This is a genomic window from Kaistia terrae, assembly GCF_026344005.1.
Classification (GTDB): domain Bacteria; phylum Pseudomonadota; class Alphaproteobacteria; order Rhizobiales; family Kaistiaceae; genus Kaistia; species Kaistia terrae.
Map to the genome: position 1 here is coordinate 418093 of NZ_JAPKNH010000003.1, position 15153 is coordinate 433245.

Annotated in this window: 4 protein-coding genes; all 4 read left to right on the forward strand. The window is 62.3% G+C overall.

Annotation, left to right across the window (positions count from 1 at the left end):
• Positions 1-49: 49 nt before the first annotated feature.
• The 4 genes from OSH12_RS11625 to OSH12_RS11640 all read left to right on the forward strand — a co-directional run bounded on the left by OSH12_RS11625 (position 50) and on the right by OSH12_RS11640 (position 15127).
• Entirely contained in the window at positions 50-11437 is an 11388-nt protein-coding gene (locus OSH12_RS11625; RefSeq protein ID WP_266343707.1) for a Tc toxin subunit A-related protein, read from the forward strand.
• 69 nt (positions 11438-11506) lie between these two features.
• Entirely contained in the window at positions 11507-13150 is a 1644-nt protein-coding gene (locus OSH12_RS11630; RefSeq protein WP_266343708.1) for a hypothetical protein, read from the forward strand.
• 142 nt (positions 13151-13292) lie between these two features.
• Positions 13293-13973, forward strand: a complete 681-nt coding sequence (locus OSH12_RS11635) for an SLOG cluster 4 domain-containing protein (RefSeq protein ID WP_266343709.1) — start codon at positions 13293-13295, stop codon at positions 13971-13973.
• 205 nt (positions 13974-14178) lie between these two features.
• Positions 14179-15127 (forward strand): IS630 family transposase gene (locus OSH12_RS11640; protein ID WP_266343710.1). Its coding sequence is split into 2 segments (ribosomal slippage): positions 14179-14514 and positions 14516-15127, totalling 948 coding nucleotides; the frame shifts between segments, so codons are not numbered across the junction.
• Positions 15128-15153 lie beyond the last annotated feature (26 nt).

Sequence of the window (15153 nt, forward strand, 5' to 3'; positions counted from 1 at the left end):
ATATGCGTGGCCGTCGACTGCCAGAACTGACTACTTCGTGGGGGAGTGAATGCCGAATCCGTCGCTTCGTTTTTTCATCTATCTCAACGACCAGACCAACACTCTAACGTCGGACGTACTCGGTCCGGTCGACGTTGAATTCTATGAACACCAGATCGACGGAACGGACACGCAGTTCAAGGCATCGATCGATGGCGTGACATGGACGACCAGCCTTCAGATCAAGGGGGCAACAGAAGTCCTTACCCCAAGTGGCACGTTCGCCGGCTGGCACCCCTGGGCAGATGTGTCGACGGTCTACGTGAAGCTGCCCAGTATCCCACTCGATCCCACGCAACGATATAAGGCCGTGCTCGCTCGCGTGCAGCTGCAACGCAGCGCTGGTGCGAAGGGTGATCTCGACCTCTGTATCGTCGTTAAGCGCGGCGGCACCGAGATCGGCCGGTCAGAATTATTTAGGAATTGCAGGACCGATCTCAGCGACATCAGTCCCGTGGGTGTCGAAAGCTTGGTTTGGATCGCGGTTCCAAGTGTTGGGAATGAGGTTGTTTCGCGAAACTCGGCCCTCTCAGAATATGAACGGGTCCGAAGCGAAGCGGCGCAGGTGCTCGCCAACGAGAGTCTGACTTTCGATTTGATCCCAGAGGCAACGCTCGACGCGACCCTGGGAGAAATTGCCGCTCAGTCAGTTGCTGGAATAGATTCAATTGGCCTGCCACCCAAATCTCCGGCCAAGATACAGTTCAATCCCGACAGCCTCAATGCCGGTACACTGCGGCTACAGGGATTGCGTCTCGCGCGTGAGGCCACGCTGACCGAGCGGCTAAATGCAATCGAGCACGCGACAAGCAACCGTGCGCAGTTGTTGAGCGCCCTAAACTGTGGGCTGCAATGCCAGCGCTGGACGTCCGACGTCGCGAAGGCTGGGCTCTTTCATTGGTGGATTGAGGCAAATCCAGGCGCCTCGGCACTGAGCGGCGCAGGATTGAAGGTGCGAGTTGAGGTTACCGGGATTCCCGCGAACATCCTCACCGTCCCGGCCGGCTATTTCTATGCGATTGGCCGAAACCTCGACCCGCGAAGTCTTCCTATCGATTATTATAATGCCGCTGCCGGTGGCCTCGAAGACGTCCTCCGTCAGAGCTTCCGCAGGTCGAAGGCCGACAGAGTTATCGACGACAGCATAGCGCCAATCCTCGAAACCGCGGAAGTAGCGGGCGCGGCGCTGAACCATCGCCTCGCGGCCCGGCGCTTGCACGGCCTGCCCGCACTCGATCTCGACGGAAATCCGGAGCCCGGGACCGACGCCGCTGCGGTTACGATTGCCTATAGCGACGTGAAGGACCTGTTCGACACGTGGCTTGCTCTCGACGATACCGACGCTGCGTTCTGGGGCTCATTGGGCACGCTTACGCCTCTGGCCACGCAACAGCATGCCGCATTGGTGCTCGCGGGCATCTCCGCCTCGATTCATCACCCGCGGGACACCAGCGGACTGGCGAAGTTCCTGGCAACCCAACCTCAATGGAACGCCCTTCCCGATCTCGCGTCGCTCAAGGCAAAGACGAGTCAGAACTGGGAGGACGCGTTCAACGCGTATTGGGCCTCGATCACGCCCGTGCCAGGCGATCTGGGCCTCGAGGCGGCGGAACGCCAGCAGCGGAGCGCCTTGTTTGCCCTGACTTCCCGCTTCACAGGCGTTGGAGCGCCGCCGCCCGCCGCGCCGGTCCCCGTGGCGGCAATGCCTTTCGCCGGTATCGCCGCGGCAGCGGGCGAGCTGCAGCGGTTCTTAGACGACCCTGCCAATGCCAATTTCCTCGTCGATCAGGCGACCACCGCCGCCATTATCGTCGGCCTTCATAAGTCCGACGGACTCACCCGGGACCTGCTGGAACTCTATTTCCTCCACCGCGTCGTCACGCAGGCAATTGTTCCCGCTAGTCACCTGGTTTCGGTCATGGAAGCCCTCCACTTCCGTGGCTTTGTGACGCCACAGTCGGTGAGCGCGCTGACTGAAGAACAATTCGCGGCAGCCCTCGTGGGCACGCTCGCTTATGCCGATGCTGCAGGGATCCACGCTGCCGCCGCCGGGCTGCCAACGATCCCGGCACCGCGCCCTCTCGCACTCTACAAGGACGATCTCGCCTCTTATCCTGACCCGGTCGGCGGCCAGGAGGATGAAGACATTGGCGCTGTCGACGCGCTCTTCCGCCCCGTCAACCACGATGGTCTGTTGACTGATTGCCTGCCGGCAGAGCACTTGTCGCCGTTCGGTCCCGCTGCGTATCTTAAGGCGCTACAGGGCTTCAACACATCGCTCAGCGGCGTGGTGGACGTGCGGCGGGGCCCCTTGGGTCAGCTCGAAGTGTCGGCCGCCAATACCTTTACGCCTGTGCCGGTCGTCGACCTCGTCAACGAGGCCCTCGAGACCCTGGTCGGCCAGGCCGAGGGCAATATCGACACGCATCCCAACGGCGAGGTCCCACAGGGCGCCCCGCCCAAGATCTTCCAGACCGGCGGTGGGCTCAACGCCGCGCGGCTCGACGCTGTGCCACAACACTCGAGCCCGACGAGCCCAGACGCGATCGTGCACAAGAACGCGCGAGCCCTGCAAGACGCGGCCTACGCCGCGCTCAAGACCGACTTTTCTGCCTTCGCGCGCCCGTACGACCAGCCCCTCGATGTCACGCGGACCTACCTAGAACATCTCGGCACAAGCCGCTACGAGACGATGCGAACATTCCGCAAGGACATCCACGAATTCGTCAAGGAGCCGCAGGACCTCACCAATCCAAAACTCTTTCAACCCTATTTGCCTCCCCAGTTCGATGCCCAGACGCATATTTACCGCTATCCCGTTAGAATCGAGATCGCGCGCGAATATCTGGGTCTAACCGAGATCGAACATCGTGAGGTATTCACCGAGAGTCTCGCAAGCTCGCGCCAGAAGCTCTGGCAGTTCTGGGGGTACCTCTCCAAGCCCGGGAACGGCCATAACGACAGCCCCAAATGGGCCGACTGGAACGGTGATCAACCAGCCAAGTTCATGGACGATCCGGATGACCCGCCGCCACGCCTGCGGCGCCTGCCCGAGTTCCTGAAGCGGGCCGAGTTGAGCTATGCCGAGTTGCTGCAACTTGTGGCCTGCGGGTTCCTGCCAATCTCCGCCGTCGACCATGCGGGCGTAGCGAAGGTGCTCCCGCCTACGGAGCCGCACGACCCTGATGAGTATGTGCTGGTGTTCGGCACACTCAGTCTCGATGTAGCACTCGAGCGGTTGGCCGTGTTCCTGCGACTGCGGCGCCTGCTCAAGCGGTTGCCGCACGGCGGCTACTCCTTCGAAGGCATCGTCCGACGCCTGTCGGGGGTGCGGCAACAACTCCTCGCCTGGCCCGCCGGCGACGCATCCTGCGCCGCCCTCCGAAGCCGGGCGAACGATTTCCTCGACCATCTCGCCAGCGATCCGGGCGCCACTATACCTCCGACGGAGCGCGCTGCCCGCCAACAAGACTTCCTTGGCGCCTTCGCAGCCCTCCGTACCGAGATGGCGCCGATTGTTGACGCTGCACTGGGCTTTGCCAATCTCGAGATCCGGATCACGAACCTGTCGGCGTCGAGTCATTCCCGCGTGACCGCGCCCATGCGGCAGGCGGCCAGCGAAGCCATGTCGGATCTGGCGACAGCGGGAACCGTTCGCGACGGCTACCTGCGGCTCTCGGCGCGGGTCGACGAGGTCGCGGACGCCATGTTGGCCGACACGCCCAAGATGAATCTGATGCATGGGGTCCGTCAGATCCGCGTGCAGCTTGCAGATCTCATCGACGGCATAACCTCGCTGAAAGACTTCGCCGCGTCGCTTCAGACGCTCGACGGTTTGCTTTCAGCCGCTGCTGCCCAGCCGCTGCCGCCTGTCGCCCGAACCACAAAAGTCGCTGTGGCGGCAGTGCAAGCTACCCTCGTGAGACTTCCGGCGATCGATGCCGAGGCGAGCGCCACATCGGGTCGGCTCGATACCGCGAATCATCCGTGGGCGCCGCAAGGTGATGCCAAGAAGCTACCGGGCGAGTTCGAAGCCTTGATTGCTCAGTTGCGCGGCAATGATGCGGACACCGGCCTCAAGGCGTTTGCCAAACTGCAAGCTCAGTTCGACATGCACATCGCCAAGCTGACCACTTTGCCGAAAGATGACACCTTCGCCCCTCAGGCTACCAAGGCGACGGAGGCATTTCTCACGACCTTCAACGCAGATGCGCTCCAGGACGAGATCGCAGCCGCGACGGGTGAAATCAGGACCAAACTCGATGCTCTACCGGCCTATTTTCCGAGCCTAGGCGCCGCGCTCGCGGCCCTTGCGGACCTGCGCACGCTTCTCGCGGCCGAGTCGGTGGATGGCACCTATTCGAGGCCTCTGGCAACTGTCGAAGACTTTATCCGGCGGTGGAACGACGAAGCGCGGCAGGATCACACCTTCGCTGCCGCAAGGCATATCGCGGAAGAACTTTCGCTCTACCACAACCCACTTCCCAGCTTGCATATCAACACCGATTTCATTCGCCAACTCGCCGCGCTGCAGATGCTACGCGACGACTACAATCTGTGCCTCACCGATGTGCTGCCGTTGTGGCGAAAGCCTCCGGTAGGCAATAGCGACCCCGTGACCGCACAGGCCAAGGCAGACTTGGCCCTCGTCATCCAGGAGCGTGCCGACCGCTCCCGCTCGACGCCGAAGTCCCGTCCCCTGACATCCGACGATTTCGACCAAATTGCCGACCTCAACAGCCTGCGGCCCGGAGCACCGGGCACCGGCGGGGCAATGGTCGATGATTTCCCGGCCTTTTCCTTGCCCACGCTGACGCTGCGCTTCGTCGAGACCTGCTTCAAGATCGCCCATTCGGAGTTCAGCGTCGGCGAACTTGTGTTCCTCTACTTGAACCGCCATCTGCCCTCCGACGATCCCTTCTTTGTGGCAGCCGACGCTGACGCCAGGGCGCAGCCCTTCGCCGACGCCCACCCACTAGCCGATGGCGCAGATGCCTCGCTGCTACGACTGCAAAAGCTCATTCGCGGCGCCGCCTATGGCTCCATCACCAAGGACCATCGCCCCGACGGCCTGTTGGACCGCAAGCCGGTATGGGGTGGTGCGGGCGACGATCGCCGCGACTTCCTTAAGAATAAGCTTGGCTACGACGATCCAGACCTCAATCGATTGGATCGCGTCTTCAGGAGCATCGATCGACTGCCAAGCATCTGGACGAGCGGTGACCCTGCGACCACATGGACCGCGCTCGCGGCGAGCCTGGATAAGCTCGGCTACGGCAAACGTGACATTGAGGAGCTCAAACACATTGTCGCCGGCGACGATAGCCCGACATTTAGCGCCTCGCTGACGAACCTCACCGGACGCGTCCTCGTCACAGGTGTCGCGGATTTCGACGTGCCGTTCTCCTACGACGCCGGAAAAAAAGAACTCGTGGCAGCGAAAATCCTCGATTCCGAGGACATCCTGTCCGAGGTCACACGCCTGCGTTCTGTGGACAAGACCGCGCCGCTCGGCCCATGCGATCCCGATGAGGTCGCCGCCCTCCGCGATCTCTACGAACAACCACGGCGGACGCTGACGAGGTTCGCTCTCATTCTGCCGGACCAGAGGGAGGCGGCGCGCCGCATTCTGACGCCGGAAAAGGCCGCCGATCGGCTCGAAATTGTGGTGCGCTACTTCTACGTGTTCTACCGCCAGCACCTGGTCGTCGCCGATCACCTGGCAGCGCATGTGCTCGGGCGCGAACCCAAAGCTGGATCCGATCCCGAACTCGATCAGCTCTCGGAGGTCGCCAGGTTCCTGCTGGTACAGCGGATCGAGGCTGAGGAGAACTGGAAGGACAACACGGGCACTTTCAACTATCCCAATGGTCCCAACGGCAAGTCGATCGCCGGCATCCTGGGGCTGCGCGGCACCGGCATCCGCACCACCTTCAAGTCTTTCATGAAGGGCGACACCTATTCGAACCTCCGTGACGAGCGCTTCGACAAGTACGTTAGCGACGACTCATACGGTCAATTGCCCCTCCCCGTCGCTCCGCTCGCGTGGGATCCATTCCCCGATGTCTACACGCTCACAGCTCCCAAGCCCCTGGTGTGGGAGCTCTCGGGCAGCCTTAATTACCTGCAACATCCGAACGACGATCCAACGCTGAGCGACCAAGAGACGCATGACTGGCTCTACAACGCGCCCAAGCCATTGCGCGTCCCAGAACCGGTCAACCACAAATTCCTGCCGCAGATCATAGATGGCAAGGCAGTAGAACTGAGAAGTGGCTACGAGGTCCGTATCGAGAACGTGACCGCTGCAGACACCGCACATCGGAGCGCGCGCTCCTACGGTGGCGGCATGCCCTTCCAAGTGATCTGGAACGGCATGTTACAAGTCCCGGCCGCGGGCGACTACTTCTTCGCTGTCACTTTCAAGCTTCAGGACGATGAGACTGGACCTTTTAAGTCGACGCCATTCTCGAATCTGACGGACGACGGAGCAAAATTTACCTTCGACACAGCGTCCATCGCGGTCACCGCACATCATTTTAGTAAGACTCATTCGGACGATCTTCAGTCCTTGAGCGACACGCCCAATAACATCTACCTCCCCACTCCCGCCGGGACGACCATTGCTGCCCCGGGATTACGGGAGCTGCAACTGACCTTCGTCGACTTCGCCGTCGATCCTTCGGTCTTCGAGATCAGCAAAAACTCACCCGATCGCCATGTGGCCTGGGTCGGCGCGTTCTGGAAGGCCGCGTCGCTCGCGGAACTACCTCCTGAGATCACGTATTCGTTCAAAGGGTATTGCGAAATCCCGGCCGAGGCGCTGTTCGTCGAGAAGAAGGACGCTGACGATTTCCTCGACGTACGGTCCGATAAGGCCTTCTTCTATCCCGAGCCATATTATTTCAGCTCGGTGCGCGATATCCGGCGAAGCTACCAGCGGGCCTTCAAGGCCTTGCTGTTCTGCCATCGCTTCGCACTGATGCGCGACGAGGTGCGCCTGCTGCTGTCACGCGGCAAGGACTTTCGCGGGATCAGCTATTCGAACGCAAAACCAACAGCGCCCGACAAGTGGGCGATGGCCGAAATGCCGTTCGACTTCAACCTGTGGAGCGTGGGCGACCCCTACTATGCGCCGGCCGAAGCCCAGGACGTCCGGCAATGGCCGGAAAGCCACATGCCCGATCGCGTCTGGCCGCTGTTCGACCAGTGGGAGCGCTTCCACGACTACGTCGACCTTCGCGACAGCGTCACGAACGCGTCGGAGCCGCTCTACGGGATGTTCGAGCAGGCGACAGCGGCCACCGCGATAGCCGACGTATTGGTGCAAAACGGTCTTGGCCTCGACACCGAGCAGCGTGCCGACGGGTTGCTGTTCACGACCGACGTCACGCCGGACTTCTCGGCTCTTGACCGGACGGCGCTGATCAACGAGCAATGGCCGGTTCGCATCTGGCGAGTAGCCAGATGGCAAGAAAGGAAGCGTCGGCACATTGCAACGCCCAAGCCCGCGCTGCCAGCCGAGTATCGCAGCTGGGCGCGGCTCACGCCCGATGTCGATTCCCTGCGTGCGTATATCAACGACATCTATCTGCGACACGGCCCTATTCGCCGCTACCGCAATCTTGCGGAGCTCAATTGGCCACTGCGGAACCGCGCCCGCGCCTCTTTGGTCGGCTATTTGACTAGTCTCGATCGCTGCAGCTTTCCGCACCTCATCGGCGCCCCGCATTTTGCGCGGCGCGCCCGCGACCTCAGTGAGCTTCTGCTGCTCGACGTCGAGGCCGGTCCAACCCTGCAGGCGCCGCGCATCGAGTCCGCCGCGGCGAGCTTCCGCACACTCGTCCAGCGCCTGCGCCTCGGCCTCGAGGCAAACTCGGGCATCGCCGTCGGACAAGATTTCTTCGAACGCTGGGACACCCGGTTTGCCGACTACCGCCGATGGGAGGCGGGCAAGTATCACGCCGCCTATGCCGAGAACTATCGCGAGGCCGACCTTGTCGAACGCGCCGCGGGTACGGAGACGTTCAAGCTGCTTGAGCATCGCCTGCCGGCTGCCGAGCTTGCGCTCGATCAGGACTGGAGCATCTGGCCATCGATCCTGCCGGCCATTCCGGACCTCATCCGTTGGGAGCTGCGTATTCCGTCCGACGCCCAGCCGCTCAACCCACCGCGTGAAGGCTATCACACGCTCGACAGGCGCGATCGAAAGCCTCGACAGACCGCATTGAGTGCGCCCGTAACTGCGATCGCCGACGACGCGCCGCCCGAAAAGAGGATGCTTGCGGCGATCAAGCTTTTGTCACCGGGCGCGCTCGAATTGGACCGTCGCTTCGTGCGCCTGCAGTTCAGCACGCGCGGACGACAGGATGATTACTATTTCTGGCTCGTCGATGGCACTGTGTTCAATTTCCGCCCGCAGAGCGCCACCGATAAGTGGGAGGTTCCCGAGAACAGTCAGGACCATCTCGCCGGCATCCCTTCAGCGCTGACTGCCTGGCCCACCGGCAAGCTTGTCCGCCTGGCTTGGACCCGCTTCAGCGACGGAATTGCGGGCGACGTTCGCATTTCGGACTATGGGATTGTTCTCCGCGACAAGGCTGCCCCCGATCTCAAGTTCAGATCGAGGGACGGAGACACTCTGGTGTTCAACATCGACGGCGCGGAGAAGGCCGACCAGGCCTTTGTGTACCTGCCGGTCCCCGACCTCGCGGTGATCGCCGTGGCCCCTGCAGCCGCGGCGTCCCCCCCTGCCGGCGGTCTCCCCTCTTACCCGCATTTCATGGCGACGGCGCCCGGCGCGCCGGCGAGCCCCGGCTCATTCCACGCTCCGGCGCTGCTTCTCCAAAAGTATCTGCGTTCGCGGCAGCGATTCGACGCCGCGCGGACGTGGCTCGAATATCTTTACAGGCCGCTCAGGCGCTCCAACGGCTGGACCGATCACAAGGGGTTGCTCAACCGATCCAACAGCCGTGCGTTTCTCCTGGCCTGGCTCGAATGCGTGCTCGACTGCGCGGAGTTCCACCTCGCCGAGCACACTTTAGCCAGCTCCGAGATCTCGCGCGAAACACTGGCGCTGGTGCGAAAAGTCCTGGGGGCCAGACCCCGCCGGGTAGCGGCACCAGACCAGGACACGAAGACACTCGAGCACTTCAGTCCCGATCCAACTCCCCTCAATCGGCGGCTGCTGCAGGCGTGGAGCCGAGCGGAGCGTATCGAGGCGACCCTCGAGTCATTCGACAACGACCACCGGCTGAGGAATGCCGCTCTACAGTCGCGGCTACAGCCGGCCCCCGGAGAATTGCCGCCCTACGGATATGGATGCCTCGGCAAAGGATGGATGGCGCACGCCCCCTATGCCGAAGTTGGACCTGACCGTGACGAGTGGCTGCTCATGCCGCCCAACTATCGGTTCAGCGTGCTTGTGCAGCGGGCCTTGGAGTTCACCTCGGAGGTGAGAGCGCTCGGCGCCCTGCTCCTGGCCGCTTTCGAGAAGGGGGACGCCGAACAGCTGAACGCGCTGCGCATCCGTCACGAGACGCAGGTCAACCGGCTGACCCTCGACGTTCGGCAGTCGCAATGGCGCGAATCCGATTGGCAGCTGCAGACGCTCGAGAAGCAAAGGCTCGAGTTCCAGACCCGCAAAGCTCACATTGAGCAATTGATCCGCGCCGGCAACAATTCCGGCGAGCGGGGATATTTCAGAAATCAACAAGATGCATCTGTCATGTTGCTCACGTCCAAGGGGTTCGATCTCACTGCCCAGCTCGAGCTCCTCAGCATCCCGGAAGTGTATGTCGGGGTATGCTCCATGGTCAAAGTCGTCAGCGGGCAGAAATATGCTGCTGCGACGCGCCTGGGCGGGACCATTCTCGAAGCATTGGCCAGCAAGGCCACGATAGATGCCGCCATCGACCTGCAGAACGGGTCATTCGCACGCCGGCTCGAGGAGTGGATCCATCAGGTCGCGCTGCTGACGATCCAGATCGAGCAGGTTGATCGCCAGATCCTGGCCGCCGGACGCCGCCGCGACATAAGCCTGCGCGAGCTCAATATTCATCAGGACACAATCGCCCAGTCGGAGGAACTGCAGCGGCTGCAGCAAAGCAAGTTCTCAAGCGTCGAGCATTTCCTCTGGAGCCAGGCCATGCTGTCGGCTTTGCACCGCAGCATGTTCGAAGTCGCCATGGTGGCGTCCAAGGCCGCGGAGGCCGCCTTCCGATACGAGCGACACTACGCACCGAGCCGCTTCCTCAACGAGGTGGGCTGGGTCGAGGGCCGGGAGGGGATGGCTGCCGGCGAGAGCCTCACCACCGCACTACGCCGCATGGAGCAGGCCTATCTCATTCAGAACGAGCGCGAGCACGAGCTGGGCAAGAGCATCTCGCTGCGCGTCTATGCTCCCGAGCAGCTCAACGCCCTGCGTCTCACCGGACTTTGCGAGGTCGACCTGCCGGAGTGGATTTTTGATCTGGAGCAGCCCGGACAATACCGGCGCCGCATCAAGAGCGTGGCCATCAGCGTTTTGTGCTCGACCGGCCCGTACCAGTCGGTCAATGCCACGCTGACTCTCCTCTCCGATGCCGTACGCATCTCGCCGGAGATGCAGCCACACTATCAGGAGGACGTTTCGCTCGGGGGTGACCCGCGCTTTGTCCGCCGCTACGCGGCGCATCAGTCGATCGTCACGACATCGGCTGAAAACGATACCGGCCTGTTCGAGACTGATCTGCGCGACGAGCGGTACCTGCCGTTTGAAGGCGCAGGCGTGATCAGCCGCTGGCGGATCGAACTCGACCCTGCAACGAACCAGTTCGACACCGATACCCTGACCGACGTGGTCCTCCACGTTCGATACACCTCGACCGATGGTGGTGCCGAGTTGCGTCGTCACGCCCACGCTGCGGCATCGGCCGCGGTGCCCGGCGTGCAGCGGCCCGCCGTCAAGTTCATCGACGTGCGGCACGACCTACCGGCCCAATGGTCCGGTCTCGTCGATGCGCCACGGCAGGCCATGTCGCTGCGGCTCGACCGCGACATGTTCTTTTGGGCGCGTCGTTCCCCCGACGTTGCGGTTGAGGGTGTGGAAGTTTTCTTGAAGCCGGTCTTTGGATCGGCGCTGCCGACTTCGCTGCTGCTGGCCCTGGGCGAGCAGGAAGCAGACCTCGCGCTGATCGATCTGGGCTATGGCCCTGTCTATCACGGCAGGACCAGGCTTGTGGACAAGCTTCACCTGCCCGACGCAACCGGCGAGACGCTGACGCTGAACCTATCGGCGCCTGGCCCTGACCAACGGGTGCCTCAGCCGGACGTCCTTTTGATCCTCCTCGACTACACCCTCGCGGCGGGCGTCGGCACGTCGCCGGGCGCGTCATGGGGCCAGGCATTGTTGCAATGACCGCAGTCAAACTCGATCACAAACAGCCATAGCCCCTGTAGCGCGCGCCGCGCAGAAGCGGAGATCATTGTGGACACACTGACGAAAGCGCAGATCATCTGGGTTGAGACGAAAGACCTGCAGGTCCCCGCTGGCGGAGATCAAACGTCGCTGTCGCTCTTGCGCGACCACGTCGCAGCCATCCTCGCGGAAGCGCCGGAGGGCTTCTCGCGACGTTCCGCAATCCCGGCCGAGAACGACGAAGTCGACGGCGGCGCCGTAACGGCATGTGCAGCCGCGGCAGAGGCCGCTCCCCGCGCCGAGCTAGACAACCTGCGAATGATCCTTTGGCCGAGCGCCGACGGCCGAACGCTCGATGTTACACCCGTCGCTCCGCCGGGCCCTTGGGCGAGTGCCGACAAGGAGTCGATTCAACTGGTCGGCCGGTTTGTCGTAGACGGAGCAACAGTCAGTGCGTTCAGCCGATCCGTGATTGCCGGCGAGACGCAGCCAAGATTCGTGTCGCTCGTCACAGGAACAGGGCTGCCTGCCGGAACTGCGGTCTACGCGCCGCCCGAAACGGTCGCCCCCCCGCGCAACCCGGCTGCCGCTCGATGGGGGACGCGGCTCGCCATTGCTGCCGTCCTGATCTTCGGGTTCGCCTGCTTCTGGTCGGTCGGCGTAGGTTCAGTCAGCCGTGCGGCTTACGCTGCCTTTGCCCCTACCGTGACCGACCAACGCCCCTGCCCCGTGGACATTGATGTTATCAAGCCAGGGTTCTTTGCGCCGCTCCCGCAGTGGTTGCCGGCGCCGGCCAATATGTCGACGGCCACCTGCCTGGGAGACTGGCGCAAGGCGGTCGATGTTGCCCTCACCAGCGCCGAGCGTGACTGGAGCAAGAGGCTGCAACAGTGGCTCGCTGGCTTTTCTCGGTCCGACGATCTCCTGTCATTTTCTCTCGTGATCCCCATGCTCCTGATTATGGCAGCGGCGGTGCTCCTGTTGGCCGCCTCGGGTCTTGGAGTGGTTGGCCGGCCGTTGGGCCTTTTCGTCGACAACCGGAAACGAATGAGCCTCACTCGGATCCAGTTCGCCGTCTGGCTTGTGGTTCTTATCGGCGGCCTTACGAGCACCGCCCTTTTCAATGCCGGATTCTGGGCCAGTGACCTCACGAGGGTCCAGGCCGGACTTGCCCAGATCGCGGTTGCGGCAAAGAGCGACCAGAGCCTCGCGACGTGGTCGGACAATCTTAGCAGGTTGCTCGATTTCGTGCCGCAAATGGACGCTGCATTATGGGCGCTGATCGGGATCACCGCGGGCACCACCGCCGTCTCGGCGCTTTTGATGAATCCTGCCCGTCCGGACGGGTCGAACTCCCAAGGAACGGCCATACTCCCGCAACGTCGCACCCGTGTGCTGACGCATGGCAGCGTTAAAGAGGCCAGCCTCTCCGACATTGTCTTGGGCGAAACTGAGGAGAGTGACGGCGTCGTAGATCCCAATCGCGTTCAAACGATCGCTATTACAGGTCTACTGGCATCCATCTATGTCGCCCTCATCTTCGAGGTAGGCAAGGGCATCGGCGGCATCACGGTCGTTCATGCCGTCACCACGGGCACTCAGGTGTTTGCCAGCATGCCTCCGGCGGGTCAGACCTTCCTGTTGCTGCTCCTCGCGAGCCACGCCACCCTACTCACCGGCAAACTCATCGGAGCCTACAAGAAGCCAAACTAACGAGTGCGAACGTCGCTTTACATAACGAACCTAAAGACATCAGGCTGACCATCGCTTCGGTTCGGCCGTATATGCGCAGGAAGGTATCGAACCCCTGCGAGTGCGAGATCGACTTGGCTTCAGCGAGGCACAGGAGACCTATGTGTGCAGACGGCCGATCATTGCGGTATTTGGTGGGAATGGTGCTTCGTCACGCACGTTGGCTTTGGCAGGGGTCATCGGGTCTGCGATCGCGGCTTTGGACTTCGCCTTGCTGACCGGCGGTGCCCCAACAACGCAGGGGAACGTGAAGAACCGCGCGGCTCTCGCAGCTCAGCGCAACTTAGGCGCGACGCTCGCACTCTTGCCCAAGGACGATCCGATTGCCGAGAGTTCGGCCCGACAGATGATCGTTTCGACGAACTGGACGAGTTTCCAACGCAATCCGTTCAGCGCGAGCATTACTGACGCCGCTATTGTTCTAAGCGGCAAGGCCGGAACGATTGCCGAGGCCGCTTTTGCCTTGCACTTCGGCAAGCCAATCTTGTTCGTCGACACGGAGCGTTTCGCCGGCATGGATCCCGCTGAGGTCTCCAGCCGGATCACCGAAGGACTGCAAGCTCTTTCCCTAACCGACTTGGATGCCGACGAGCTGCGCGCCGCGGTATATGAGGCGGAGTGCCGCACCGCAGCGGCGGCACCCGCCGTGATAACCGACAGCTGGGCCAAAAAGGTTGTCGAAGACCTTCGAAAACGCCTGCCAGCGTGCCTGGGAGCTTTGGAGCTACCGAGCTCCCTTCCGGGCCCGTTTGCGACGGGCATAAATCAATGGTCACAAGTCTGAGGGATGTTTGGCTTCAGTTTGCCAAGCGTACATGATCGTGCCCGGTCGACAATATGCTCAGCCTAAACGCTGATACGCCGCATTCCATAGCGAGATTCTTATAATTCCGCGCCTAGAGCGTTTCACGGCTTGGCGGAATCGATGGGGATTCCTGTGGGGCTGAGATTGTGATTCAAGGTGCTGTCTGGATGGAGGCCAGCATCGGATGGCACGACCTCTCTCGAATGATCTGCGCGAACGTGTGGTTGCGGCGGTAATTTCCGGCGAGACGAGCCGAGCGGTTGCGGCGCGTTTCGGTGTCGCGGTGTCGTCGGTGGTGAAGTGGTCGCAGCGGCAGCGGGCGACGGGTTCGGTGGCGCCGGGGCAGATGGGCGGCCACCGCAGGCGCGTTCTCGAGCCGCATCGATCGTTCATCGTCGAACGGATCGGACAGAACCCGCAACTGACCTTGCACGGGCTCAAGGACGAACTGGCGGCGCGGGGCGTAATCGGCTCGCATAATGCCGTGTGGCAGTTCCTGCGCCGCGAGGGTCTGCGGTTCAAAAAAAACGATGTTCGCCCTTGAGCAGGCTCGAGCCGACATTGCCCGACGCCGCCAGCGCTGGCGGGGCTGGCAAAAGGGTCTCGATGCCGACAGGCTCGTCTTCGTCGACGAGACCTGGATCAAGACCAACATGGCGCCGATCCGCGGCTGGGGACAAAAGGGCAAGCGGCTGAAGGGGTTCGCACCTCAAGGCCACTGGCGCACCCTGACGTTTCTCGCCGCCTTGCGCACCGATGCTCTCACGGCGCCCTGTTTCTTCGACGGGCCGATCAGTGGCCGCTCCTTCCGCGCCTGGATCGAGCAACAGCTCGTTCCGACGCTGAAGGCGGGCGACATCGTCATCATGGACAATCTCGGCAGCCACAAATCCGCGGCCGTCCGCCAGGCCATCAAGACCGCTGGCGCCAGGCTCTGGTTCCTGCCGGCCTACTCCCCCGACTTGAATCCGATCGAGCAGACATTCGCCAAGATCAACCACTGGATGCGCACCGCCCAGAAGCGGACTGTCGAGGACACCTGGCGTCAGGTCGGAACCCTCGTCGACACAATCAGCCCGACAGAATGCGCAAACTACATCGCCAACGCAGGACACGCTTCTAGCAAAAAATGAAACGCTCTAGCGTGTGCTCACCACTT